This is a genomic window from Streptomyces sp. NPDC003284, from assembly GCF_053589675.1.
This window is the reverse complement of sequence record NZ_JBSFSI010000011.1, coordinates 164437-187158: the sequence shown is the minus strand read 5'-3', so window position 1 is coordinate 187158 and position 22722 is coordinate 164437. Positions and strand designations below refer to the sequence as shown.

The following is a 22722-nucleotide window of genomic DNA, read 5'->3' as shown; positions in this document are numbered from 1 at the left end:
GCCGGTCGCCCTCACCGGGCGCCGACGCCTCGCGCACCTCGTCCGCGCACGGCCGGAGCGGGCCGCGCGGGACGGAGGGAGGAGAAAGGGAAGGAGAAGGGGGAGGAGGGGAGTGGGAGAGGCCCTAGATCCCCTGCCAGTCCGGCTTGTTGGCGTAGGTGTGGCGGAAGTAGTCGGCGAGCTTCAGCTTGGAGGCGGCGGCCTCGTCGACGACCACGGTGGCGTGAGGGTGGAGTTGCAGGGCCGAGGCCGGGCAGACCGCGGCGACCGGGCCCTCGACGGTCGCGGCGACCGCGTCCGCCTTGCCCTCACCGGTGGCCAGCAGCACCAGGTGCCGGGCCTCCAGGATGGTGCCGATGCCCTGGGTGATCACGTGGTGCGGGACCTGCTCGACGTCGCCGTCGAAGAAGCGCGCGTTGTCCACCCGGGTCTGCTCGGTCAGCGTCTTGATGCGCGTCCGCGAGGCGAGCGAGGAGCACGGCTCGTTGAACCCGATGTGCCCGTCCGTGCCGATGCCGAGCAGCTGGAGGTCGACCCCTCCGGCCGCGGCCAGCGCACCGTCGTACGCCTCGCAGGCCCCCTGCACGTCCTCGGCGGTGCCGTCCGGGCCGAAGAACGCCTCCATGCCGATCCCCAGCGGCTCCAGCACCTCCCGGCGCAGGACGGACCGGTAGGACTCCGGGTGGTCGGCGGGCAGCCCCACGTACTCGTCGAGCTGCGCGATCCGGGCCCGGGAGGTGTCCGCGGCACCGGAAGCAACCTTGGCCGCCAGCGCCTCGTAGATGGGCAGCGGAGTAGAACCCGTGGCCACGCCGAGCAGGGCGTCGGGCTTCCGCCGCAGCAGCTGCGCCATGGCCTCGGCGATGAGCTCGCCGCCCGCCCTGGCATCCGGAACGATGACAACTTCCACGCTGGGCCTGCCGATCTGAGGAGAGCCGAGAAGGGGACCGGACCCGGAAAGGAGGGGTCGTGTGGTTTAGACCAATCTAGCAGAATCGGGTTCCCGGGACCCGGCCCGCGCGATCATCGGTCCTTCACCATGGACCCCGCGCCCGGCACCGCGGACACCGCGCGCGCCGCACCCCGCGAACCGCCTGCGGCGGCCCCGTCCCGCGTCACTGTCCCGCGTCTCCTCTTTACCCCTCCCGCCCCCTGATCCGCCACCCCCTGCGCACCCCCCGCCGCCCGCCCCCTGTCCCTGTCTCCCCTGTCTCCTCCACGCGCCCCCTGTGTGTCCCCGTGCCTGTGCCCCCGCCTTGCGTCCCCACGCCCTTCCGCTGTCTCTGCGCTCCCCGTCCCCCCCGGTCCCCCCGTCTCCCCGGGCTTCCTGCGCTTCCCGCCGTCCCCTCAGGTGAGCGAACCCCCTGTCGCGTCCACCCAGCTCCCCGTCACCCACCGTCCCGCGTCCGAGACGAGGAAGGCCACCACGTCCGCCACGTCCGCCGGTGCGCCGACCCGGCCGAGCGCGGATATCGCCGCCGCCCGGTCCCAGCCGCCCGGTGTGCCGTGCAGCAGGCCGGCCGTGTTGTCGGTGTCGATGATTCCGGGCGCGACCGAGTTGACCGTGATGCCGCGGGGGCCCAGCAGCTTGGACAGGTCCCGGGTGAACACGTCGAGCGCGGCCTTGGTCATGGCGTAGGCCACCTTGTCCGGCATCACCGCCGTACGCGCGAGGCCGGAGGAGACGTTGACGATCCGGCCGCCGTCGCGCAGCCGGTGGAGGCCGTGGCGGACGAGGAAGAACGGCGCCTTGGTGTTCACCGCGAAGACCTGGTCGTACTCCTTCTCCTCGATCTCCTCCAGTGGCTGTGACGTGCCGATCCCGGCGTTGTTCACCAGGATGTCCAGGCCGTCCGCGTGCCGGTCGAACTCCGCCCACAGCGTTTCGGCGTCGCCGGGGCCGCCCAGCTCGGCGCCGATCGCGAACGCCGATCCGCCGGCCGCCTCGATCGCCGCGACCGTGTCCTCGGCCGCCGTCGCGCTCCTGCCGTAGTGCACCGCGACGCGTGCGCCGTCCCGGGCCAGCCGCTCGGCCACGCCCCGCCCGATGCCCCTGCCGGCCCCGGTGACCAGCGCGGTGCGGCCCGCGAGCGCGCCTGTCCGTCCGGTCGCGCCGGTCCGCTCGTCCGTTCCCATGACGCCCATGTCAGGCCCCCTCGCATTTCCCTAGCAGTCGCTACAGAAAGACCGTACAACAGCCCGCTGACAGTTCTCTAGTGGCCGCTATAAAATCACTCCATGGAGGCACAGCAGGAGAAAGAAGCGCAGGTCGGCGGAGAGCAGGAGCGCGCGCCCGCCGCCAGGCGCCGTGGACGGCCGCGTTCGTTCGACCGGGCGACCGCCCTGGAGAAGGCCGTCCTCGCCTTCTGGGAGAACGGGTACGAGGGCACCTCCGTCTCCGATCTCACCCGGGTCATGGGCATCGGCGCCCCCAGCCTGTACGCGGCCTTCGGCGACAAGCAGGCGCTCTTCGCCGAAGTGGTGCGCGACTACGGCGAGCGGTACGGCTCCTTCGGCGAACGCGCCCTGGCCGAGGAGCCCACGGCACGTGCCGCCGTCGAGCGGATGCTGCGCGAGGCGGCGGCCGAGTACACCGCGCCGGACCGCCCGCACGGCTGTCTGGTCATCCACGCGGCCGCGAACTGCACGACCCCGGAGGTGGAGGAGTCCCTGCGGACCCGGCGCAACGAGAACATCGCCGCGTTCGAGAGCCGGATACGAGCCGATGTCGCCGCCGGGGAGCTGCCGGAGGGCACCGACACCGGCGCACTCGCCCGGTACGTCGGCGCACTGGTGCAGGGCATGTCCCAGCAGGCGCGCGACGGCGCACGCCGTGAGGAGCTGGAGGCGGTCGCGGAAATTGCCCTGGCCGTCTGGCCCCGCCGCTGAGCCGCGCGGGCTAGGCTGCTGCCTGGTGAGCGCCCGGTGCCCGGCGGGACCGGCCGGTCCTGTACGGCCGTTCGATCCTGTGCGGCCGTTCGATCACGCCGTTCGATGAAGAAAGCACAACGAACAGCTGCCCGCTCATGGACAGGCCCAAGTGGTCTAGTCCACAATCGAGGGGGATCCCGGACCGCGGACCGCGCGACCCGTCCGTGCACACGAGGTGAACACACGAACCTCCGTTCTCCCCGCACAGGAGGACGGACCGAGGAACCGGTGCTCTCTGCCCTGACTGCTCCGGCTCCTCATCCTTCGGCCGACCGGGACCGCACACCCCACGGCCGATATTGCTCCGGGCTGCGGTGCCGGGAGGGCTGAGGGTCCCTCCCAGGCGCCGCGGCCCGCGGGTGTCTCCGGGGGCCTGACCGCCGAGCCCACCGCCCCGGCGTGAGCCCTCCGCCCCGGGCCGAGCCCCGGCCCGCCTCGCCCCGCCGGGTGTTTCAGGACCGTACAAACGCCCGGGTACGCTCGCAGACGTGCCCTCCATGAACGAACTCGTACGCCAGCACACCGCCCTCGACGACTCCGATCTCGAATGGCTCCATCTGCTGGTCTCGGAGTGGCAGCTGCTCTCCGACCTCTCCTTCGCCGACCTGGTGCTGTGGGTCCCGACGCTGGACGGCACCCGCTATGTGTCCGTCGCCCAGATGCGGCCCAACACCGGGCCGACCTCGTACCAGGACGACATGGTCGGCCACCTCGTGCCGCGCGGCCGCCGCCCGATGCTGGACGCGGCGCTCGACGAGGGGCGCATCGTCCGCGAGGGCGATCCGGAGTGGCGCGAGGAGGTGCCGGTGCGCGTGGAGTCCATCCCGGTGCGGCGCGAGGGGCGCGTCCTCGGTGTCATCGCGCGCAACACCAACCTGCTCACCGTGCGCACCCCGAGCCGGCTCGAACTGACGTATCTCCAGAGCGCCTCCGACCTGGCCCAGATGATCGCGGCGGGCTCCTTCCCCTTCCCCGACCAGCAGGTCGACATGGACGCCTCGCCGCGCGTGGGGGACGGGCTGATCCGGCTGGACGCGGACGGCGTGGTCACCTACGCCTCGCCGAACGCGCTGTCCGCCTACCACCGCCTCGGTCTCGCCGCCGACCTCGTCGGCCACCACCTCGGCGAGGCCACCGCCGAACTCGCCCCGTCCCGCGCGCCGGTGGACGAGGCACTGGTGAAACTGGCGAGCGGCTGGGCCCCGCGCGAGTTCGAGATCGAGGCCAGTGACGGGGTGATCCAGTTCCGGGCCATTCCGCTCAAACCCAAGGGCACCCGCATCGGTTCCCTGGTCCTGTGCCGCGACGTCACCGAACTGCGCCGCCGCGAACGCGAGTTGATCACCAAGGACGCGACCATCCGGGAGATCCACCACCGGGTCAAGAACAATCTCCAGACGGTGGCGGCGCTGCTGCGGCTCCAGGCCCGGCGCATCGACTCCGAGCGCGGCCGGGAGGCACTGGAGGAGGCGGTCCGCCGGGTCGGCTCGATCGCCATCGTGCATGAGACGCTGTCTCAGAACCTGGACGAGCGGGTGGAGTTCGACGAGATCGCCGACCGGGTGCTGGCGATGGTCGCCGAGATCTCGCCCGGCAAGGTCACCGGCCGGCGCAGCGGGCGGTTCGGGATCCTGGACGCCGAGGTCGCCACCCCGCTCTCGATGGTGCTGACCGAAGTCCTCCAGAACGCGCTGGAGCACGGGTTCCGCCAGGACGACACCGGCACCGTCGAGGTCTCCGCGGTCCGCGGCGGCAGCACGCGGGAGGGCCGGCTGCTGGTGACGGTCCAGGACGACGGCGTGGGGCTGCCCGACGGGTTCGACCCGCACCGTTCCGGAAACCTGGGTCTCCAGATCGTGCGCACCCTGGTCGAGGGCGAGTTGGGCGGCACCTTCGACATGGTCCCGGCCCCGGAGCGCGGCACGCGCGTCCTGCTCGACATCCCGGTGGGGACCGCCAAGTAGGTGTCGTGGCCGTCGCGGTGACGGCGTCCGGGGCTCCGGCACAGCAGTCCGGGCCCCGGCGCAGCAAAGAGCCCCGGACCGTGATCGGTCCGGGGCCAGTCGCTCGTTGCTGCCCCATCAGGTGGGGTACCCCTGCTCGAAGAGCTCGGGGAGCATCGGTGGTACTGCGCGCTGCGGCTCGGGTGCGGGGGATGCGTACGCGCTGTACGCGCCGCCAAGCTCAGGCTGTCAGCGGGGTGGCTGTGGTCAGGCGGAGGCCTGACGGGCCCGGTTGCGAGCGGCGCGGCGCTTCATCGCGCGGCGCTCGTCCTCGCTGAGACCACCCCAGACGCCGGAGTCCTGGCCGGACTCGAGCGCCCACTGCAGGCACTGCTCCATAACCGGGCAGCGACGGCAGACGGCCTTGGCTTCCTCGATCTGCAGCAGCGCAGGACCGGTGTTGCCGATGGGGAAGAAGAGCTCGGGGTCTTCCTCGCGGCAAACGGCGTTGTGACGCCAGTCCATGGCTGCTACCTCTCCTTGGTATTACGTGCAAGTTGCTTGTGAATGTGAACGCTTTCACGAATCCCTCAACAAGTGAAGGGCCGATCGTCAGGTTTCCCTGGCGTGGTCCTGTGGATTGAAGAGGGGTTCCGGCGATCTCCGGGGCCCGGTGTGTTGGGCCGTCCCGATCGCCATGTAGAGATTCGCAAACCTCGGCGGCGGATACAACCCCTTCCGGAAACTTTTTTTGGATTCCTCGGTGTCGACTAGGTCACAGCCGTACTTCCATGGGGTGGATCCTGGCCTAAACGTTCGAGTGAAAGGACTTTGGGCCCTTCCACTCACACAATCACACGCAGTGCACGGCGTACGCCTGTGAACGTCACGCTCGTACGCAGCCCCAGATGGTCACCGTCCATCTGGAGGGGGAGCGGCGCCTTCGAATGCAAGGTGAAGCTGCTCAGGTCATGCAGTGACAGGGCGTGCCTGCCCTGCGGTCCGCGCTCGGGGGACGAAGTGAGCAACTGGGTGCCGTACCGGGCGACCGCGGCCGTGGACAGCCGGCTGAGTCCGAGCACGTCGAGGCCGGTGTCGAAGGACGCCCGGGGCGAGGTGTACATCGCGCGATTGCCCAGGTAGGTCCACGGCGAGGTGTTCGACACTATCGCCACCACCAGATCGGCGACCGGGTCCTCGCCGGGCCGCTCCAGGGTGATCGCGCCGTGCCGCCGGTTCGGCTCGCCGAAGAACTGGCGCAGCACCTGCCGTACGTACAGCGCGTGCGTGGACTTCTTGCCGCGCTCGCGCTGCTGTTCGACGCGGCCGACCACGCCCGCGTCGAAGCCCAGTCCGGCGTTGAAGGTGAACCAGCGCTCGGGGACCGCCGCGTCGTCGGTGCCCGGCGTCCCGGACGCCAGTCCCAGGCCGACCGTGCGTTCGCTGCCCTCGCGCAGGGCGTCCAGGATCGCGCCGGTCGCCTCGACGGCGTCGTTGGGCAGTCCCAGGGCGCGGGCGAAGACATTGGTGGACCCGCCGGGCACCACCGCGAGGCGGGGCAGGCGCTCGGGGTCGGGGCCGCGGTGCAGCAGTCCGTTCACGACCTCGTTGACGGTGCCGTCGCCGCCGAGGGAGACGACCAGGTCGATGTCCTCGCTGTCGGCGGCCTGTCGGCCCAGGTCGCGGGCGTGGCCGCGGTACTCGGTGGTGACCGCGTCCAGTTTCATCTCGCTGGCGAGCGCGTGGATCAGGACGTCGCGCGTACGTGCGCTTGTGGTGGTAGCCGCCGGATTGACCACGAGAAGTGCACGCATGGTCAGCAGCGTACCTACTGAGGAGTACTCGGCCCAGGCCGAGGTAGGGATCGGGTAAGAGGGGAGGGCGTGAGCCTGGACACGGTCCGGTGCGCGGCGAGGGCTACCCTTCTGGGGTGAGCAGTGAGCAGAACCCCTCCACCGGCACCACGGACGCACCCTCCGGCCCGCGCCCGCGACGGCTGACCGCCGCGGCGGCGCTGTGCGCGCTGGAGGGCCTGGCCCTGCTCGTCGGCGGCGTCTGGATGCTGGTCCTCGGTCTCACGGGCGGGCACGACCGGCAGCAGGCCGTCACGGGCGGGATCACCGTCCTGGCGCTCGCGCTGCTGCCGCTGCTGGCGGCCCGGGGGCTGCTGCTGCGGCGCAGCTGGAGCCGGGGGCCCGCGCTCATCACCCAGATCATGGCGCTGCCCGTCGCCTACAGCCTGCTCCAGGCCGACAGCGTGGCCGTCCCGGCGGGTGTCGCCCTCGCCGCCGTGGCCGTGGCCTCCCTGGTCCTGCTGGTCCACCCGGCGACGACCCGGGCCCTCGGCATCAGGGGACCGGGCCGTGCCCAGGAGAGCGGCCAGCGGTAACCGCGCGCCCCGGCGGGGCCGCACCGGCGAGCTCCGGTCACTCCTCCACCAGCAGCTTCTCCCGGAGCTGGGCCAGCGTGCGGGCCAGCAGCCGCGAGACGTGCATCTGCGAGATGCCGACCTCCTGCGCGATCTGCGACTGGGTCATGTTGCCGAAGAAGCGCAGCAGCAGGATGCGCTTCTCGCGCGGCGGCAGATCCTCCAGCAGCGGCTTCAGCGACTCGCGGTACTCCACGCCCTCCAGCGCCTCGTCCTCGGCGCCGAGGGTGTCGGCGACCGCCGGGGACTCGTCGTCGGTGTCGGGGACGTCCAGGGACAGCGTGGAGTAGGCGTTGGCCGACTCCAGGCCCTCCAGGACCTCCTCCTCGGAGATGGCCAGCTTCTCGGCCAGTTCGTGCACCGTGGGGGAGCGGCCGTGCAACTGGGACAGCTCGGCCGTCGCCGTGGTGAGCGAGAGCCGCAGCTCCTGGAGCCGGCGCGGTACGCGCACCGCCCAGCCCTTGTCCCGGAAGTGCCGCTTGATCTCGCCGACGACCGTCGGGGTCGCGTACGTGGAGAACTCCACGCCGCGGTCCGGGTCGAAGCGGTCGACCGACTTGATCAGTCCGATCGTGGCGACCTGGGTGAGGTCGTCCAGCGGCTCGCCGCGGTTGCGGAAGCGGCGCGCGAGGTGCTCGACGAGGGGCAGGTGCATCCGGACCAGCTGGTTGCGCAGCTCCGCGTACTGCGGGCTGCCGTCCGGCAGCGCGCGCAGCTCGATGAACATCGCGCGTGCGCCGCTGCGGTCGTGCGGGTCGTGCTGCGCCCCGCGCACGCGCGGAGCGCCCTGCGCGGTGTCCTCGGAGTCCCGCTCGTGCTCGCTCATCGTCCCGCCCGTCGCCCTTCCCCGAGCCCGTGCCTCCTCTCCCGCCCTCGGCCGCTGCGACCGGGCGGACCGGGCGGACGGGGCGGAGGAGTCCCCGCGCGCGGAGGTGTCGCTCCGCGTGGCGCCGTCCCGCTCCCGCGGCTCGGCGTCCAGGGGCCCCGACTCCGCGGTGCCGTCCTCCGGATGCGGCCTGGCCTGCTCGGGGATGCCGTCGATGCCGCCCGCCGGCCGTGCGGGCTCCGCCGGAGCGCCCTGGGCGCCCTGGACGCTCCTGTCGGGCTTTCCGGCCGCGTCGGCGCGAGGCGGGGTCCCGCCCTCGGTCGGCAGCCCCCGTGTGCCGCGTTCTTCGTCCCGCACCGGCCCGTCCCCGTTCCTCACGCCGGCCCGGGTCCCGCGCCGCGCTGTTTGTAGAGGCTGATCGAAACGGTCTTGTCCTCGTCCACGGCGGAGGAGACCTTGCCCGCCAGGGCCGACAGGACGGTCCAGGCGAAGGTGTCCCGCGAGGGGGCGTGACCGTCCGTGGTCGGGGCCGAGACGGTGACCTCCAGCGAGTCGTCGACCAGCCGGAAGACGCAGCTGAGCACCGAGCCGGGCACGGCCTGCTGGAGCAGGATCGCGCAGGCCTCGTCCACTGCGATGCGCAGGTCCTCGATCTCGTCGAGGGTGAAGTCCAAACGGGCCGCCAGGCCGGCCGTGGCCGTCCGCAGCACCGACAGGTAGGCACCCGCAGCCGGCAGCCGGACTTCCACGAAGTCCTGGTTCGCCGCGGGCTCGCCTGCGATCTGGGACACCCTCACCTCCAAGGTGGTACAAGCTCTCTAGGGCCGAGGGTCGCCCCCCGGGGCACACGATTCATGGTCCAGCGGTGACGCTACCGCGCTCACGGCGCTCGTGTTCCGGGACCCCGACCCCTTCCTGTCACTCATAGTAAACATACGGATACGCTCCGTGGCTAGGGGTTGGGCGCATCCAAATAGGAACAACGCGCGCCGGGTTGACGTACCCACACGTCAGACGGTCGAACCGTCGGGAAACCCGGTCACACCAGGACGTGGTCCACGAAGCACCAGCGCCAGTCCTCCCCGGGTTCGAAGGTCCGCATCACCGGGTGCCCGGTGTCCTTGTGGTGCGTCGTGGCGTGCTGGCCCGGCGACGAGTCGCAGCATCCCACGTGGCCACAGGTCAGGCAGAGCCGCAGTTGCACCGGATGTGTGCCGTCGCGCAGGCACTCGGGGCACGTCTCGCTTCGGGGCTCGGGCTCCGGATACGGCAGCGCGTCGGCGTGCGTGCACTGTTTCATGATTGCCAGATTACGACTTCCGCGCGGAGGACCGCGCGGAAGAGCCGGGCGGGACGACACGATGGGCGGGCGAGGACGATGGACGTGATGCCGCTGCTTCTGCTGGTGGCGGGCAGCGCCGCGGTGGCCGGGGCCGCCCGGCGCACCCCCGTGCCGGCACCGCTGCTGCTGGTCGCCGCAGGACTCGCGATCTCCTACGTGCCCGGCGTGCCGGACTACACGCTCGACCCGGAGGTGGTCCTGCCGCTGCTGCTGCCCCCGCTGCTGTACACGTCCGCCGCGGACAGCTCCTACCTGGACCTGCGGGCGCAGCTGAGACCGGTGGCCCTGCTCTCGGTCGGCTACGTGCTCTTCGCGACCTTCGTGGTCGGCTGGGCCGCCTACCGGATCGTGCCGGGGCTGCCGCTGACGGCCGCGCTGGTGCTGGGTGCCGTGGTGGCCCCGCCGGACGCGGTCGCGGCGACGGCGGTGGCCCGCCGCGTCGGACTGCCCTCCCGGATCACCACCATCCTCCAGGGCGAGTCCCTGCTCAACGACGCCACCGCGATCACCGCCTACAAGGTGGCCCTCGCCGCGGCCGTCGGCGAGGGCGCGACCTGGTCGGGCGGGACGGAGGAGTTCCTCGTGGCGGCGGTCGGCGGGGTCGGCATCGGACTGGTGCTGATGGCGCCGCTGCACTGGCTGCGCACCCACCTGAAGGAGGCACTGCTCCAGAACACCCTCTCCCTGCTGATCCCGTTCGTCGCCTACGGCGTCGCCGAACAGGTGCACGCCTCCGGTGTCCTCGCGGTGGTCACCGTCGCCCTCTACCTCGGCCACCGCGCCTGGGAGGTCGACTTCGCGACCCGCCTCCAGGAGGAGGCCGTGTGGAAGATGGTCGCCTTCGTCCTGGAGTCGGCGGTGTTCGCCCTCATCGGACTGCAACTGCCCGTCGTCCTGCGCGGCCTGGAGAAGTACTCCGGGGCCGAGGCCGCCTGGTATGCGATCGCCGTGTTCCTGGTGGTGGTGGCCGCCCGGTTCGTATGGGTGTTCCCGGCGACGTTCCTGCCGCGACTGCTGTCCCGGCGGGTGCGCGAGCGGGAGGAGAACCCCACCTGGAAGGGGGCGGTGATCACCTCCTGGGCCGGGATGCGGGGCGTGGTGTCCCTGGCCATCGCCTTCTCCATCCCCCTCACGGTGCACGGCGGCGAGCCCTTCCCGCAGCGCAACCTGCTGCTCTTCCTGACCTTCACGACGGTCATCGGCACCCTGGTGGTGCAGGGCCTGACCCTGCCGCCGCTCATCCACCTGCTGAAGTTCCCCGGCCCCGACCCGCAGGCCGCCACCCTCGCCGAGGCGAACGCCCAGGCCCAGGCGTCCCGGGTCGCCGAGGAACGCCTGGAGGAACTGCTCGCCGACGAGCGCAACACCCTGCCGCCGCCCCTCGCCGACCGGCTCCGCTCGGTCCTGGAACGCCGCCGCAACGCCGTGTGGGAGCGCCTCGGCCAGACCAACCCGGTCACCGGTGAATCGGTCGACGACACCTACCGCAGGCTCTCCCGGGACATGATCGGCGCCGAGCGCGCCGTCTTCGTGCACCTGCGCGACGGCCGCTACATCGACGACGAGATGCTGCGCACCCTGCTGCGCAGGCTGGACCTGGAGGAGGCCGCCGCCTACCGGGAAGCCGCGTAGCGGCGGGGAGCGTTCCCCGAGGCGGTGCCCCGGGGCGGTTCGCCGGGGCGGGGCCCTGGTCCGGCCGCCCGCTCCGCTACGGCGGGAACGGCCGTCCTGTCACCACGGCGGCGATCGTCGTCCCGCGCGCGAAGGCGCCCTCCTCGGCCAGGGCCACCAGGGCGTACAGCAGCTTGGCGACGTACAGGCGCTCGACGGGAAGGCCGTGCCGGCCGGTGAAGTCGTCGGCGAAGGCGTCGAGTTCCGGGGTGGTGCGGGCGTAGCCGCCGAAGTGGAAGCGGTCGTCGAGGGACCAGGTGCCGCGGCGGCCGCCGAAGGCCCTCTCCTGGAGGCCGAGCACCTCGGCGGCCAGGAAGTCGCCCTTGAGGACCGGTATCCCCAGCGCCCGGCAGCCGTCGGGCAGCCCGGCGGCCAGTCCGGCCAGGGTGCCCCCGGTGCCGCAGGCCACACCCACGACACCGGCCCGGCCCGCCAGCTCCGCGCCCAGGGCGGTGCAGCCGCGCACCGCCAGGGTGTTGCTGCCGCCCTCGGGCACCACATGGGCGTCCTCGGCACCGACCGCGCGGAGTACGGCGGCGAGCGTCGCGGGTTCCGCCTTGCGCCGGTACGCGGACCGCTCGACGAAGTGCAGCCGCATACCGTCGGCGGCGCACCGGGCCAGGGAGTCGTTGAGCGGCCGGTCCGCCAGCTCCTGGCCGCGCACCACGCCCACCGTGGGCACGCCCAGCAGCCGTCCGGCCGCCGCGGTCGCCCGCAGATGGTTGGACCAGGCACCGCCGAAGGTCACGATCGTCCGGCCCGCCGCCGCGCGCAGGTTCGGCGCGAGCTTGCGCCACTTGTTGCCGGTCAGCTCCGGGTGGATCAGATCGTCCCGCTTGAGCAGCAGGCGCAGTCCGCGCCGGCCGAACCGCTCGTCGCTCAGCTCCTGCAAGGGGGACGGGAGCACGGGGGAGAGTGCGGCGGGGCCGGTGGGAGTGGCGGGGCCGGTGGGGTCAGGGACGGCGGAGCTGGGCACCGGACCATTGTCCCCGGTGTCCGCCGGAGCGAGGGAAATGCCCGTGCCGTACGGAATTCCGGCCCGCGCGCCGGATGGGATCCCCATGTGTGCCCGGCCCGGGGGTGATCCATTCCCGCTCTTTCGTGTAATAGCACGGCCACGTTACGTGATGGAAGGCTGGGGCCTGCAAATCGATGCCCGGCGCCGATCGCACCGGGCATGACCGGGAGGGCAATTCTCTATGTCGGTAGGCGATGAGGTCCGCACGGAGCAGGACCGGCCGCAGCAGAGCCTCGGCACCGCGGCCGCGCGGAACCTGGCCACCACCACCAAGTCCGTACCCCAGATGCAGGAGATCAGCTCGCGCTGGCTCCTGCGCATGCTGCCGTGGGTGGATGTGCAGGGCGGCACGTACCGGGTGAACCGGCGGCTCACGTACGCCGTCGGCGACGGACGGATCACCTTCGTGCAGACGGGCGACCGCGTCGAGGTGATCCCCGCCGAACTCGGCGAACTGCCCGCCCTGCGGGGGTACGAGGACACCGACGTGCTCTCCGAGCTGGCCCAGCGCTGCCGCCAGCGGGAGATCGCCGCCGGCCAGGTGATCGCCTCCTTCGGTAACCAGTCCGAGGACGTCTATCTGCTCGCGCACGGCAGGGCCGAGAAGGTCGGCACCGGCCCGTACGGCGACGACCAGGTCCTCGGTGTGCTCGCCGACGGCGCCTACTTCGGCGAGCAGGCACTGCTGGACCCGGACGCCATCTGGGACTACACGGTCCGCGCCGACACCACGTGCACCGTCCTCGTCCTGTCCCGGCACGACTTCGAGCAGGTCGCCGAGCGCGCCGACTCGCTCCGCGCCCACCTGCGGCAACTGCGCTCGATCCCGGGCCAGCGCACCAACAAGTACGGCGAGAAGGAGGTCGACCTCGCCGTCGGGCACAGCGGCGAGCCGGACATCCCGCACACGTTCGTCGACTACGAGGCCAGCCCCCGCGAGTACGAGCTGAGCATCGCCCAGACCGTGCTGCGCATCCACACCCGCGTGGCCGACCTCTACAACCAGCCGATGAACCAGACGGAGCAGCAGCTCCGGCTCACCGTCGAGGCGCTGAAGGAGCGCCAGGAGCACGAGCTGGTCAACAACCGCGACTTCGGTCTGCTCCACAACTGCGAGTACGACCAGCGGATCCAGCCGCACGACGGCGCGCCCAGCCCCGACGACATGGACGAGCTGCTCAGCAGGCGCCGCGGCACCAAGCTGTTCCTCGCCCACCCGCGCGCGATCGCCGCGTTCGGCCGCGAGCTGAACCGGCGGGGACTGGTCCCCGAGACGATCGACATGGGCGGCAACCGCATCCCCACCTGGCGCGGGGTGCCGGTCTTCCCGTGCAACAAGATCCCGGTCACCGAGGCCCGGACCAGCTCGATCATCGCGCTGCGTACCGGCGAGGAGGACCAGGGCGTCATCGGGCTGCGCGCCAAGGGCATCCCGGACGAGATCGAGCCGAGCCTGTCCGTGCGGTTCATGGGCATCAACGAACAGGCCATCGTCAAGTACCTGGTGACGGCCTACTACTCGGCAGCCGTGCTGGTACCGGACGCGGTGGGTGTCCTGGAGAACGTCGAGGTCGGCCGTTGGTACTGAGCCGCTTCACCGGCTCGCGGTGTCCGCGCCCGCGGGCCCGGGTAGTACACCCCGGCCGGTACCCGGGCGGACGCCCGGCGCCGGACGCGCAGACGCCACGGTTCGCGGACTCGTCGACGCCACGGTTCGCGGACTCACCGAGGGGGAGCGGATGGCCGAGTTCATGACGGGGACGACACCGCGCCCGCCGGGTGCCCGCCATGGCGGGGCGACGGCGCGGCAGACGGGGGCGGCCTCCGTGGAGGCGCTGCCGCGGCCCGCCGGTGCCGACGAGGGCGAGGGCGAGGGCCCCGAGGGCGCGCCCGACGGACAGGACGCGGCGGTGATCCTGGAGCGGGCGCGGACGTCGTTCGATCCCGAACTGCGTGCGGCGGTCGCCTCGTTGCCCGCCTCGATGTGCCGCGTCGCCAGCTACCACTTCGGCTGGGAGCACGCGGACGGCACCCCGGCCGCCGGGCACGCGGGCAAGGCGATCCGCCCGGCACTGGTCCTCACCGCGGCCGAGGCACTCGGCGGCCCGCGGGCGCGCGCGAGCGCCGCGCGGGCCGCGGCGGCGGTGGAACTGGTCCACAACTTCACGCTGCTGCACGACGACGTGATGGACCGGGACACCACCCGCCGCCACCGGCCCACGGCCTGGACGGTGTTCGGCGACACCGATGCCATCCTCGCCGGGGACGCCCTCCAGGCACTGGCCCTGGGGATGCTCGCCGAGGACCCGCATCCGGCCTCCCGCGCGGTCGCCGCCCGGCTCGCGTCCTGCGTCGTCGAACTGTGCGCGGGCCAGCAGGCGGACAGCGCACTGGAGCGGCGGCCGCCCGGCGAGGTGACGCTGCCCGAGGTGCTCGCCATGGCCGAGGCCAAGACGGGAGCGCTGATCGGCTGCGCCTGCGCCGCCGGAGCGCTGTACGCGGGAGCGGCCGAGGAGGAGGTGGAGGCGCTGGACGCGTTCGGCAGACAGGCGGGGCTGGCGTTCCAGCTCATCGACGACGTGATCGGCATATGGGGTGACCCCGGCCGCACGGGCAAACCGGCCGGTGCCGACCTCGCCGCCCGCAAGAAGTCGCTGCCCGTGGTCGCCGCGCTCACCTCCGGCACCCCGGCCGCCCGCGAGCTGGCCGAGCTGTACGCCCGGCCCCACCAGGAAGGAGAGGAGGAGCGCGCCGCGCTGGCGGTGGAGCGGGCCGGCGGCCGGGACTGGGCCCAGTCCCAGGCGGCCGACCGGATGGCCCAGGCCGTCCAGGAACTCTCCCGTGCCGTCCCGGACCCCGCCGACGCGGAAGGTCTGCTGGCGCTGGCCGAGTTCGTGACCCGTCGTACCAGCTGAGGCGCGCGCTCAGGTTCCGGAGCCCCGGGCAGCCGTACGGTTCCTGACCCCGTACGGCTGCCGGGGCTCCGGTCCGGCGGGTCCCGCACTGCCCCACGGTGTGCGGGACCCGCCCCGCACCGCCCCGGCTGCCGCCCGGTACGCTCAACGCCCGTACCGGCACTGCTTGTCGAGGTGAGGGGCGGACGATGGGCGTGGCGATCCGGGCGGCCGGGGAAGACGACCGGGAACTGGTCGTGCGGCTGCTGGACGAGTCCTTCCGGGACGACCCCGTGAGCAGCTGGGTCTTCCCGGACGCGGAGTACCGCCGCCGGACCCACCACCGGCTGATGGGCGCCTTCACGGACGTGGTGCTCGCCGACGGCCGTATCGACCTGACCGAGGACGGCGCGGCCTGCGCGCTGTGGCTGTCGATGCCCGCGTCCGACGACGCTCACGGGTCCGCTGATCCCGCCGGTTCCGCGGATCCCGCCGGTTCTGCGGATCCCAGCGGTCCTGCCGGTCCAGGCGGTCCAGACGGTCCTGCCGGTCCTGGCGGTCGCGGCGGGGAACCGGCCGACCCGGCGGTGTGGATGCGCGAGACGGTCGACCCGGCGAACCCGAGGGTGGAGGAGATCGTCCGGCTCCTGGACGCGACGCACCCTGTGGGCCGGGCCCACGAGTACCTCTGGATGGTCGCCGTCGCCCCGGACCGGCAGGGCGCGGGCCTGGGCGGCGCGCTCGTCCGGCACGTCCTGGACCGCTGCGACCGCGAGGGCCTGCCCGCCTATCTGGAGGCCAGCAGTCCGCGCAGCACCAGGCTCTACGAACGCCTGGGATTCGCGTACACCGGCACCACGGTCGACCTGCCGGACGGCCCGCGGATGTGGCCGATGTGGCGCGAACCCGGCACCGGTGCCTGGACCGCCGAAAAGCGCTAAGCCTCTTCGGTCTCCGGTACGAGAGCCGCGACGACGCGGTCCACCAGGCCGTCGGGCACGCTCACTCCGGGCAGCACGCCGTCCAGGACGCCCGGCAGGGTCAGGTGTTCGAGGAGCAGGCCGAGCATGGCGAGGTAGAGCACGGTCACGGCCTCGTCGCCGCCGGGCAGCGCGGCCGCCCGGTGGAACTCCAGGGCCTGCTCCAGATCACCGCGGACCGACCGGGTGTAGGAGGCGCGCAGTGCCGGGCGCCGGGTGGCTTCGAGGCGCATCTCCAGCAGCCCCAGATAGCCGCTGCGGTCCCGGGTCGCGCGGTGCAGCAGGTCGTGCATGAACGCGGTGACCAGGGCGCGGTCCCTGGGGCGGTTCATCAGACCGGCGACCACCTCCGGGTCGGGCGCCAGACGGATGTGCAGCCGGGCGTCGATCTGGCGCAGCAGGTCGTCGCGGCCGGTGAAGTAGTTGGACGCGGTGCCCACCGGCACCCCCGCTTCGGCGTCGACCGCGCGGAACGTCAGCCCTCGGGCGCCTTCGCGTGCGAGCACCTCGACCCCCGCGTCGACCAGCGCCGCCCGCCGCTCCGGATTCCCGGCCATACGGAACCCCTTCTCTCACTTGCCTGATGGTGTCGCGATCTCTTGCAACCACTACGCATGAAGTACTACAACTGAAGCACTACAAGCGCAGTGGTTCGCCGCGCAGCCTACGGAAAGAGTCCGGATTGCGAAAGCTCACCTACTTCATCGCCTGCTCGATCGACGGCTTCATCGGGGCCCCGGACGGCGACGCGCAGATGTTCTTCGCCTACCTCGACCAGGAATTCCTCGGCTTCCTGGCGGAGGAGTACCCGGAGACGGCGGCCACCCAGGGCCGCCGGGCGCTGGGCATCGACCACCTGGAGAACAAGCGCTTCGACACGCTGATCCAGGGCCGGGTCAGCTACGACCTCGCCCTCAAGGAGGGCGTCACCAGCCCGTACGCCCATCTGCGCCAGTACGTCGCCTCGCGCACCCTGGGGCGGTCGCCCGACCCGGACGTGGAGATCATCTCCACCGGCCTGGTGCAGCGGGTGCGCGAACTGAAGGCGGAGGAGAGCGAGTTCGGCATCTGTCTGTGCGGCGGGTCGCGGCTCGCCGGGGAACTGGCCGACGAGATCGACGAGATCGTCGTCAAGACCTACCCGGTCGTCCTCGGGTCGGGTCTGCCGATGTTCGCGTCGGACTTCTCCGTCGCCCCGTTCACCCTCGACGAGGTGCGCGTCTTCGCCAGCGGGGTGCTGGTACGGACGTACCGGAGGACGTGAGGGGCCGCCCTACGACGCCGCCCGGGGCAGGCCGCCCGTCTCCGGGTCCCGGCCGGTCAGGCAGTACAGGCCGCCGGCCGGGTCGCGCATGACCGTCCAGTGCGGGTGGTCGGCCACCCGGGTCGCGCCCAGATCCTCGTGCCGGGCGCGGGTGGCGGCGATGTCCGCGCAGGCCAGGTCCGGATGGGCGGCGGCCGCCCGTTCCTCGTCCAGGCGCTGGAGCAGGATCCGCACCGGAAGACCGGCCGGCGGCACGAGCGCATGGAACTCGGGCAGTGCGCCGGGCCGCGACGTCCAGCCCGGCAGCAGCCCGCTCCAGAAGGCGGTCTCCGCGCCGAAGGCGGACGGCGGCACATCCAGGCACACCTGGTCCAGCCGGCTGCCGTGCGCGACGGGCGGACGCACCGACTCCCCGGCCCAGGGCACCGCGCAGAACAACAGCCCCGCCGGTGACCGCAGTACGGCCCATCCCTCGTGCTCGGCGGCCACCGCGCCCCCGAGCCGTACGGCCGCCGCCGCCAGCCCCGGCACATCGTCGACCGCCAGATCCAGATGCGCGCCACCGTCCCCGGAACCGGCCGCCTGCACCTTCCCGCAGGCGTCCCCGCTCCCCGGCACCAGCGTGGCGAACTCTCCGTTCCCGCCCCGCACTTGCGACACGCGGCTGTCCGTGACGGCGGCCCAGAACTCCAGGGCCCGCCCGAAACTCTCCACGGGCCGGTCGACGAAGGCGTACGTCCAGCGGATCTCCATGGGGCCGATGGTACGAGTACCCCGGTTCCACCACGGGCCGGTGCCCGGGGCCGGACCGCCGGACCGCCGGACCGCCGGACCGTTCAGTCCACGCGGTGCGGCCGGTGGCGGACGACGCGCATGCGGACCTCGGTGGGTGTCGGCGGGGCGCCGGTGGACCGGTGCGCGGTACGGAGCGGTCCTTCGCAGAGGGCACCCAGTGCGGCGCCGGGCGAGCCCTCCGGGGTGAGGGTGAGCCCGATGCGCGTGCGGTGGCGGGCGGCCCGGCCGGTGATGCGTACGGTCGCCCCGTCGACCCCCGGCAGGGCGCCGGTCTCGGCCGCGACCGCGTCGGCGAGTGCGCTGTCGCGCAGTTCGACGCCCTCCTGCGGGGGTGTGCCGCCGACGGGCAGGGTGCCGGGGCGGCGGCGGCTCAGCTGGGTGAGCAGCCACCACAGGGCGAGCAGGAAGGCGAGCGCGAGGGCGGCGATGACCGCGGGCCACCACCACCAGCCCTGGCTGCTCCAGCGCTTCCGGTCGGCGGAGCCGAGCAGTACGTCACCGGGGGCCGTCAGGGGCCAGCCGCCGGGCGGGACCAGATCGTGCGGCCGGTAGACGTCGAGCCCGGCGAAGAGGACCAGCAGTCCGCCGCCGAGCAGGACCAGTCCGGCGAGGGCCAGCAGACTGCGGTTGAGTACGGATCTCGGCGTCATGGTTCGGGCTCCCGGTGCTGCGGGTCTCCGGTGGGTGCGGGTTCGGGTCAGTGGGTGCGGGATTGCGGTCCGTCGGTGCGGGTTCCGGTCAGTGGGTGCGCCGTCGTACGCGTACGACGAGGCGGGGCGGGCGGGCGAGGGCCAGGCGGCCGCATTCCTCGTCGAGGACCGCGGTGAGGTCGTCCTTCACCTGCCGGGAATCGCGGAAGCGGACGTCCGCGCGGGCTCTGACGCGGTGGCGGCGGACCCGGACGCGCGCCGCGCCGACCCCGGGCACCCGCAGCGCGGCGTCGCGCAGCAGGCCGGCGGCCCCGTCGCGGTCCAGGGAGGCCCGCAGCCAGGGGCAGTCGGCGGGCGAACGCAGGGGCAGCCAGTGGCGCAGGCCGGGGGTGAGGGCCAGGAGGATCAGCCAGACCCCGAGGGCGGCGGCCACGGCGGCTCCCGTGAGCATCCACACGTCGTCCACCGGGCGGGTGGCCAGTTGGTCGGTCAGGTGCCGCCGCCAGGCCGCCGCCGGACGCCCCGCCCGTACGGCCACCACGTCGACCAGTGCCGCGACCGCCGCCACGAGCAGCACCAGGGCGACCACGGCCGCCGGGACGCGGCGCGCGGACCACGGCCGCCGGGTCCGGTGCCCGCTGCCGCCGTCCCCGTACCCGGGCTCACGACCGGGCACGTCACGACCGGGCGGAGGGGCTTTCTTCGCCGCGGACTCCACTGCCGCGGACTCCTCCACCGCGGACTCCTTCGCCGACGGAGCGGAGCGGCCCGGAAGGCCGGGTTCGGATGTCATCGGATCACCACACCTTCCCGCCCGGCACACCCGGTGCGCGGGGTCGTCGCCCGGCCGTTCACCGGACCCGCCCCCGGCCCGCTCCGGCGGCCGTCACCAGCCGCCGGACGGTGAGGGTCACCTCGCCCACCCGCAGGCCGGTCAGCGTGGCCACCTGCTCGGCGACGTCCTGCCGGATCCGCTCGCAGACTCGGGGGAGGTCGGTGGGATAGGGCAGGTCGAGGGCCAGATGCAGGCGCACCGATCCGGTACGGACGGCGGCGGAGGCGCTGGGCGCCGTCGCCCCGCCCCGCTCCGGCGGTACGGCGGCACGTCCGGCCTGGGCCGTCCGCGCGGCCTGCGCGGCGATGCGCTCGACCACCCTGTCCGGGATGACGGTGGCGCCCCGCTCGGCCGGGGGCGGCAGGCCCGCGGGCGGAGCCGGTGCGCCCGGCCCCTCACGGGGCGGACCGGGCCGGGTCCTCACCGCGGCCTCCGGGTCCGGACGTCGAGGTCGCCCTGTACGGCGAGGCCGACGACCAGCCCCACCGCGCCCAGGACCAGTACCAGCAGAAACGCCCAGAAGCCGCCGAAGTACCCGGCGAAGCCCAGCGCCATGCCCGCCACGAGGCCTGTCGTTGCCGCGTTCATCATGCACTCACCCGTCTCACGAACGTAGGTGGCTGTCCCCGGTCACCCGCTCATCCCCGCTCAGCCTCCGGGGCGTGGCGGGGGCTCACCGCACGCGGCCCTCGTCCGGCTGGTCCTCGTCCTCCTCGTCGGGGAGGTGGACGTCGTCGACGGTGATGTTCACCTCGACGACCTCCAGTCCGGTCATCCGTTCCACGGCGCTGATGACATTGGCGCGGGCGCCGCCGGCGACGTCGACGATGGAGACGCCGTACTCGACGACGACATCGAGGTCCACCGCGGCCTGGCGCTCGCCGACCTCGACCTTCACTCCTCGCGTGATGCCGCCTCCGCCTCCGCCGGGTACCCGCTCCCGCACGGCGCCGAGGGCGCGGGCCATTCCCGCGCCCAGGCTGTGGATGCCCGGCGACTCGCGGGTGGCCATGCCCGCGATCTTCGCCACCACGCCGTCCGCGATGGTGGTCTTCCCCCGTGTCTCGGCCGGTGCCCCGGCCCCGGTGCGGCCCTTGAGCGCGCTCACACCCGCCTCGGGCCGGCTGCCCCCGCCGACGCTGGTGATGTTGTCCGTCATGGCGGTCGCCTCGATCGGTCGGTCGGACACCGGTGTTGGTGCCCCTCGCAAGGTTGGACATATCGGGCGGGTCATCTCTCACACGCGGAGGGGTGTGACGTGCATCACAGGCCGTTCTCCGGGTACGCGGCGGTGGTCCGAGTCTTCGTACGGGAACGCCATGATCGAACGCACTGTGTCCCCACCGCCGGAAGGCGGCCTGTGGGGAGGTGACCTGCCGGACGGGCTGCTGGCCGTCCGGGCGGCAGAGGGGGACGACGACTCCTTCGCCGCCCTCGTCCGGCGGCACGGCTCGTCCCTGCTCGCCCTGGCCCGCTGCATGCTCGGCAACCCCCAGGACGCCGAGGACGCCGTCCAGGACGCCTTCGTCAGCGCCTGGCGGCGGCTGCCGGAGTACCGGCACGGCGCGGAGTTCCGTACCTGGATGTACCGGATCACCGTCAACCGCTGCCTCACCATGCGGCGGCGCAGACCGCCGTCCCTGTCCCTGGACGCCGTCGTCGAGCCTGCGGCGGGCGACGCCTGGAGCCAGCCCGCCCGGTCCGCCGAGCAGGACGCGGCCACCGCCGCCCTGTCCCGCGCGCTCGCCGAACTGGACGCCGGGCAGCGGCTGTGCTGGATCCTCCGGGAGGTGCAGGGCCTGTCCTACAAGGAGATCGCCCACGTGACGCGAACCAGCGAACAGACGGCGCGCGGACGGCTGTTCCGGGCCCGCCGTTCCCTTCAGGAGGCGATGGGCCCATGGCGCTAGACGCTCCGCACGCACGGCCTTCCGGACCGCCCGGAGCCGACGGGTCCCCGTTCGAGGGCGACGAGGTGCTGCCCTGCGGCCGCCTGCTCAGCGAGGTGTGGGAGCGGGCGCGCGACGCGGGCGCGGACCCGCACACCGCCTCCTGTCCGTACTGCCGTGAGGCCGTCGAGGGGCTGGCGGCGCTGACCGAGGCCACCCGGGCGCTGTGCGCCACCGGGGACGCCTCCGCCCTCCGGGCGCTCACCGAGCGCGTCATGGACGTCGTCAGGGCGGAGGTGCGGCTCGGACGGCTGCTGCCCCTGGCCGACCCGGAACGGGATCTGCGGATCGCCGAGAGCGCCGCGGCGAGGGTCCTGCGCGAGGCCGCGGACACGGTGCCCGGCGCCAGGGCGGCGGCCTGCCGGCTCCGGCCCGAGGGGGAGGGCGCGGACGTCCGCGTCACCCTGACCCTGGCGGCCGCGCTCGACCGCCCGCTGCCCGACCGGGTCCACCAGGTGCGCCGGTCCGTCCTCCACTCGGCCCGGCACGATCTGGGCCTCGCCGTGACGGCCGTCGACATCACCGTGACCGGCGTCCTGGAACCGGAACAGCCCCCGGAGTCCGGCCCCGTGACCGGCGGCGGCGCGTGATGGCCGTCGTCCCCGCGGCCACGGCGCTGCCCGGCGTCGCGTCCGGGGCGGCCCTCGCGGTGCCCGGCGTGGCGGCCCTGGACCCCCGGCTCACCCGCCGTCTCGCGGCAGCCGCCGCGCCCGCCCGCCCGGACGCCACCCCGCGACGGGTACCGCCCGAGGCGGCCGTCCGGGCCGACCGGGCGCCGGACGGTACGGGGTGGCACATCGAGGTGCGCTGCGTCCTGTCCGGGGGACGGCGGGCGCTGGACGTCGCCCAGGACGTCCACGACCGGGTGGCGGCCGCCACCGCCGCGCACCTCACCGCGCTCGGCGCCGTGGAGCCGGTCACCGTCGAGGTCGTCGTGACCCGTGTCGCCGGGCGGCGGCCCGACGCGGCGTGAGCGCGACGCCGCGTCCGCGTCCGGAGCCATCATGGCCGGGGCCGGGGCCGGAGCCATGAAGGCCGGGGCCGGAACCATCAAGGCCGGGGCCGGAGCCGCGGGGGCCGGGGAAGGGATCGGGGCAGGCGCCGGGCGGAAAAGACCGCACCCGGACCGGCACGGCCGCCGTTGTCGGCGGCCTGCGGTCCGGGTGCGGGCAGGAGACTCTGCGTTCAGCGAAACC

The 22722-nt window shown here is 73.2% G+C and carries 26 protein-coding genes; 11 read left to right on the top strand and 15 right to left on the bottom strand.

Going from position 1 to position 22722, the window contains the following annotated elements; genetic code table 11:
* Window positions 1-124: 124 nt before the first annotated feature.
* Both nagB and ACWDYF_RS23440 read right to left on the bottom strand, forming a co-directional pair.
* Entirely contained in the window at window positions 125-910 is a 786-nt protein-coding gene (gene nagB / locus ACWDYF_RS23445; protein ID WP_026253143.1) for a glucosamine-6-phosphate deaminase, read from the bottom strand.
* Between the two features lie 437 nt (window positions 911-1347).
* A complete protein-coding gene (locus tag ACWDYF_RS23440) occupies window positions 1348-2145 on the bottom strand; it encodes an SDR family oxidoreductase (protein ID WP_389466352.1) in 798 nt (265 codons plus the stop codon).
* A 93-nt stretch (window positions 2146-2238) separates the two neighbouring features.
* On the opposite strand from ACWDYF_RS23440, the gene ACWDYF_RS23435 reads away from it, so the two are divergent.
* Together ACWDYF_RS23435 and ACWDYF_RS23430 are read left to right on the top strand one after the other, a co-directional pair.
* Window positions 2239-2889: a TetR/AcrR family transcriptional regulator gene (locus ACWDYF_RS23435; RefSeq protein ID WP_389466355.1), complete on the top strand. Its 651-nt coding sequence runs from the start codon at window positions 2239-2241 to the stop codon at window positions 2887-2889.
* A 539-nt stretch (window positions 2890-3428) separates the two neighbouring features.
* Window positions 3429-4895 carry a sensor histidine kinase gene (locus ACWDYF_RS23430; protein WP_381742817.1) on the top strand — a complete coding sequence of 489 codons (1467 nt, stop codon included), beginning with the start codon at window positions 3429-3431 and terminating at the stop codon, window positions 4893-4895.
* A gap of 246 nt (window positions 4896-5141) precedes the next feature.
* Here the strand turns inward: ACWDYF_RS23430 and ACWDYF_RS23425 are convergent, their stop codons facing one another.
* Together ACWDYF_RS23425 and ACWDYF_RS23420 are read right to left on the bottom strand one after the other, a co-directional pair.
* Window positions 5142-5399 (bottom strand): WhiB family transcriptional regulator, encoded by a 258-nt coding sequence (locus ACWDYF_RS23425; RefSeq protein WP_016639615.1) that lies wholly within the window; start codon window positions 5397-5399, stop codon window positions 5142-5144.
* Window positions 5400-5719: 320 nt separating this feature from the next.
* Window positions 5720-6688 (bottom strand): diacylglycerol/lipid kinase family protein, encoded by a 969-nt coding sequence (locus ACWDYF_RS23420; RefSeq protein WP_381742516.1) that lies wholly within the window; start codon window positions 6686-6688, stop codon window positions 5720-5722.
* 116 nt (window positions 6689-6804) lie between these two features.
* On the opposite strand from ACWDYF_RS23420, the gene ACWDYF_RS23415 reads away from it, so the two are divergent.
* Entirely contained in the window at window positions 6805-7263 is a 459-nt protein-coding gene (locus tag ACWDYF_RS23415; protein WP_018571355.1) for a hypothetical protein, read from the top strand.
* A gap of 37 nt (window positions 7264-7300) precedes the next feature.
* On the opposite strand, the gene ACWDYF_RS23410 is transcribed toward ACWDYF_RS23415, so the two are convergent.
* The 3 genes from ACWDYF_RS23410 to ACWDYF_RS23400 all read right to left on the bottom strand — a co-directional run bounded on the left by ACWDYF_RS23410 (window position 7301) and on the right by ACWDYF_RS23400 (window position 9428).
* Window positions 7301-8485: a SigB/SigF/SigG family RNA polymerase sigma factor gene (locus tag ACWDYF_RS23410; protein ID WP_389466360.1), complete on the bottom strand. Its 1185-nt coding sequence runs from the start codon at window positions 8483-8485 to the stop codon at window positions 7301-7303.
* Between the two features lie 17 nt (window positions 8486-8502).
* A complete protein-coding gene (locus ACWDYF_RS23405) occupies window positions 8503-8919 on the bottom strand; it encodes an ATP-binding protein (RefSeq protein WP_009190566.1) in 417 nt (138 codons plus the stop codon).
* A 248-nt stretch (window positions 8920-9167) separates the two neighbouring features.
* Window positions 9168-9428: a UBP-type zinc finger domain-containing protein gene (locus ACWDYF_RS23400; RefSeq protein WP_018571357.1), complete on the bottom strand. Its 261-nt coding sequence runs from the start codon at window positions 9426-9428 to the stop codon at window positions 9168-9170.
* A gap of 78 nt (window positions 9429-9506) precedes the next feature.
* Between ACWDYF_RS23400 and ACWDYF_RS23395 the strand changes: the two genes are divergently transcribed.
* The gene (locus tag ACWDYF_RS23395; protein WP_018571358.1) at window positions 9507-11102 is read left to right on the top strand and encodes a Na+/H+ antiporter; all 1596 of its coding nucleotides are present in this window, start codon (window positions 9507-9509) and stop codon (window positions 11100-11102) included.
* Window positions 11103-11178: 76 nt separating this feature from the next.
* Here the strand turns inward: ACWDYF_RS23395 and ACWDYF_RS23390 are convergent, their stop codons facing one another.
* The gene (locus tag ACWDYF_RS23390; protein ID WP_389466364.1) at window positions 11179-12117 is read right to left on the bottom strand and encodes a 1-aminocyclopropane-1-carboxylate deaminase/D-cysteine desulfhydrase; all 939 of its coding nucleotides are present in this window, start codon (window positions 12115-12117) and stop codon (window positions 11179-11181) included.
* Between the two features lie 223 nt (window positions 12118-12340).
* On the opposite strand from ACWDYF_RS23390, the gene ACWDYF_RS23385 reads away from it, so the two are divergent.
* The 3 genes from ACWDYF_RS23385 (at window position 12341) to ACWDYF_RS23375 (ending at window position 15994) form a co-directional block, all read left to right on the top strand.
* The gene (locus ACWDYF_RS23385) at window positions 12341-13747 is read left to right on the top strand and encodes a family 2B encapsulin nanocompartment shell protein (RefSeq protein WP_018571360.1); all 1407 of its coding nucleotides are present in this window, start codon (window positions 12341-12343) and stop codon (window positions 13745-13747) included.
* A 151-nt stretch (window positions 13748-13898) separates the two neighbouring features.
* Window positions 13899-15074, top strand: coding sequence for a family 2 encapsulin nanocompartment cargo protein polyprenyl transferase (locus tag ACWDYF_RS23380; protein ID WP_389466366.1), 1176 nt, complete (start codon window positions 13899-13901; stop codon window positions 15072-15074).
* 188 nt (window positions 15075-15262) lie between these two features.
* Window positions 15263-15994, top strand: a complete 732-nt coding sequence (locus ACWDYF_RS23375) for a GNAT family N-acetyltransferase (protein ID WP_389466369.1) — start codon at window positions 15263-15265, stop codon at window positions 15992-15994.
* Here ACWDYF_RS23375 and ACWDYF_RS23370 read toward each other — a convergent pair.
* Entirely contained in the window at window positions 15991-16590 is a 600-nt protein-coding gene (locus tag ACWDYF_RS23370) for a TetR/AcrR family transcriptional regulator (protein ID WP_389466372.1), read from the bottom strand. The genes ACWDYF_RS23375 and ACWDYF_RS23370 overlap by 4 nt on opposite strands.
* Before the next feature lie 125 nt (window positions 16591-16715).
* On the opposite strand from ACWDYF_RS23370, the gene ACWDYF_RS23365 reads away from it, so the two are divergent.
* Window positions 16716-17297, top strand: coding sequence for a dihydrofolate reductase family protein (locus ACWDYF_RS23365; protein ID WP_389466375.1), 582 nt, complete (start codon window positions 16716-16718; stop codon window positions 17295-17297).
* Window positions 17298-17306: 9 nt separating this feature from the next.
* Here the strand turns inward: ACWDYF_RS23365 and ACWDYF_RS23360 are convergent, their stop codons facing one another.
* The 6 genes from ACWDYF_RS23360 to ACWDYF_RS23335 all read right to left on the bottom strand — a co-directional run bounded on the left by ACWDYF_RS23360 (window position 17307) and on the right by ACWDYF_RS23335 (window position 20736).
* Complete coding sequence (locus ACWDYF_RS23360; RefSeq protein ID WP_389466378.1) at window positions 17307-18050, bottom strand: VOC family protein; 744 nt, start codon at window positions 18048-18050, stop codon at window positions 17307-17309.
* A gap of 83 nt (window positions 18051-18133) precedes the next feature.
* Window positions 18134-18742: an alkaline shock response membrane anchor protein AmaP gene (locus ACWDYF_RS23355; protein ID WP_018571366.1), complete on the bottom strand. Its 609-nt coding sequence runs from the start codon at window positions 18740-18742 to the stop codon at window positions 18134-18136.
* An 88-nt stretch (window positions 18743-18830) separates the two neighbouring features.
* A complete protein-coding gene (locus tag ACWDYF_RS23350) occupies window positions 18831-19535 on the bottom strand; it encodes a DUF6286 domain-containing protein (RefSeq protein WP_389466381.1) in 705 nt (234 codons plus the stop codon).
* A gap of 58 nt (window positions 19536-19593) precedes the next feature.
* The gene (locus ACWDYF_RS23345; RefSeq protein WP_389466384.1) at window positions 19594-20001 is read right to left on the bottom strand and encodes an Asp23/Gls24 family envelope stress response protein; all 408 of its coding nucleotides are present in this window, start codon (window positions 19999-20001) and stop codon (window positions 19594-19596) included.
* Entirely contained in the window at window positions 19998-20168 is a 171-nt protein-coding gene (locus tag ACWDYF_RS23340; protein WP_159393111.1) for a hypothetical protein, read from the bottom strand. Before ACWDYF_RS23340 ends, ACWDYF_RS23345 begins: the two co-directional genes overlap by 4 nt.
* Window positions 20169-20250: 82 nt before the next feature.
* A complete protein-coding gene (locus ACWDYF_RS23335) occupies window positions 20251-20736 on the bottom strand; it encodes an Asp23/Gls24 family envelope stress response protein (protein WP_018571370.1) in 486 nt (161 codons plus the stop codon).
* A gap of 160 nt (window positions 20737-20896) precedes the next feature.
* Between ACWDYF_RS23335 and ACWDYF_RS23330 the strand changes: the two genes are divergently transcribed.
* Genes ACWDYF_RS23330 through ACWDYF_RS23320 form a run of 3 tightly spaced genes read left to right on the top strand, consistent with a single transcriptional unit; the run spans window position 20897 to window position 22499 of the window.
* On the top strand, window positions 20897-21487 hold the full coding sequence (locus tag ACWDYF_RS23330; RefSeq protein ID WP_389466387.1) for an RNA polymerase sigma factor: 591 nt from the start codon (window positions 20897-20899) through the stop codon (window positions 21485-21487).
* Complete coding sequence (locus tag ACWDYF_RS23325) at window positions 21478-22116, top strand: Asp23/Gls24 family envelope stress response protein (protein WP_389466389.1); 639 nt, start codon at window positions 21478-21480, stop codon at window positions 22114-22116. Before ACWDYF_RS23330 ends, ACWDYF_RS23325 begins: the two co-directional genes overlap by 10 nt.
* On the top strand, window positions 22116-22499 hold the full coding sequence (locus ACWDYF_RS23320) for a hypothetical protein (RefSeq protein ID WP_389466392.1): 384 nt from the start codon (window positions 22116-22118) through the stop codon (window positions 22497-22499). Before ACWDYF_RS23325 ends, ACWDYF_RS23320 begins: the two co-directional genes overlap by 1 nt.
* Window positions 22500-22722 lie beyond the last annotated feature (223 nt).

Bases quoted from the DNA above. Each gene is read 5' to 3' on its own strand.
- ACWDYF_RS23440 (WP_389466352.1), bottom strand. From the start codon at position 2,145: ATGGGCGTCATGGGAACGGACGAGCGGACCGGCGCGACCGGACGGACA.
- ACWDYF_RS23435 (WP_389466355.1), top strand. From the start codon at position 2,239: ATGGAGGCACAGCAGGAGAAAGAAGCGCAGGTCGGCGGAGAGCAGGAG.
- ACWDYF_RS23430 (WP_381742817.1), top strand. From the start codon at position 3,429: ATGAACGAACTCGTACGCCAGCACACCGCCCTCGACGACTCCGATCTC.
- ACWDYF_RS23425 (WP_016639615.1), bottom strand. From the start codon at position 5,399: ATGGACTGGCGTCACAACGCCGTTTGCCGCGAGGAAGACCCCGAGCTC.
- ACWDYF_RS23420 (WP_381742516.1), bottom strand. From the start codon at position 6,688: ATGCGTGCACTTCTCGTGGTCAATCCGGCGGCTACCACCACAAGCGCA.
- ACWDYF_RS23400 (WP_018571357.1), bottom strand. From the start codon at position 9,428: ATGAAACAGTGCACGCACGCCGACGCGCTGCCGTATCCGGAGCCCGAG.
- ACWDYF_RS23395 (WP_018571358.1), top strand. From the start codon at position 9,507: ATGGACGTGATGCCGCTGCTTCTGCTGGTGGCGGGCAGCGCCGCGGTG.
- ACWDYF_RS23385 (WP_018571360.1), top strand. From the start codon at position 12,341: ATGTCGGTAGGCGATGAGGTCCGCACGGAGCAGGACCGGCCGCAGCAG.
- ACWDYF_RS23380 (WP_389466366.1), top strand. From the start codon at position 13,899: ATGGCCGAGTTCATGACGGGGACGACACCGCGCCCGCCGGGTGCCCGC.
- ACWDYF_RS23375 (WP_389466369.1), top strand. From the start codon at position 15,263: ATGGGCGTGGCGATCCGGGCGGCCGGGGAAGACGACCGGGAACTGGTC.
- ACWDYF_RS23370 (WP_389466372.1), bottom strand. From the start codon at position 16,590: ATGGCCGGGAATCCGGAGCGGCGGGCGGCGCTGGTCGACGCGGGGGTC.
- ACWDYF_RS23360 (WP_389466378.1), bottom strand. From the start codon at position 18,050: ATGGAGATCCGCTGGACGTACGCCTTCGTCGACCGGCCCGTGGAGAGT.
- ACWDYF_RS23355 (WP_018571366.1), bottom strand. From the start codon at position 18,742: ATGACGCCGAGATCCGTACTCAACCGCAGTCTGCTGGCCCTCGCCGGA.
- ACWDYF_RS23350 (WP_389466381.1), bottom strand. From the start codon at position 19,535: ATGACATCCGAACCCGGCCTTCCGGGCCGCTCCGCTCCGTCGGCGAAG.
- ACWDYF_RS23340 (WP_159393111.1), bottom strand. From the start codon at position 20,168: ATGATGAACGCGGCAACGACAGGCCTCGTGGCGGGCATGGCGCTGGGC.
- ACWDYF_RS23335 (WP_018571370.1), bottom strand. From the start codon at position 20,736: ATGACGGACAACATCACCAGCGTCGGCGGGGGCAGCCGGCCCGAGGCG.
- ACWDYF_RS23330 (WP_389466387.1), top strand. From the start codon at position 20,897: ATGATCGAACGCACTGTGTCCCCACCGCCGGAAGGCGGCCTGTGGGGA.
- ACWDYF_RS23325 (WP_389466389.1), top strand. From the start codon at position 21,478: ATGGCGCTAGACGCTCCGCACGCACGGCCTTCCGGACCGCCCGGAGCC.
- ACWDYF_RS23320 (WP_389466392.1), top strand. From the start codon at position 22,116: ATGGCCGTCGTCCCCGCGGCCACGGCGCTGCCCGGCGTCGCGTCCGGG.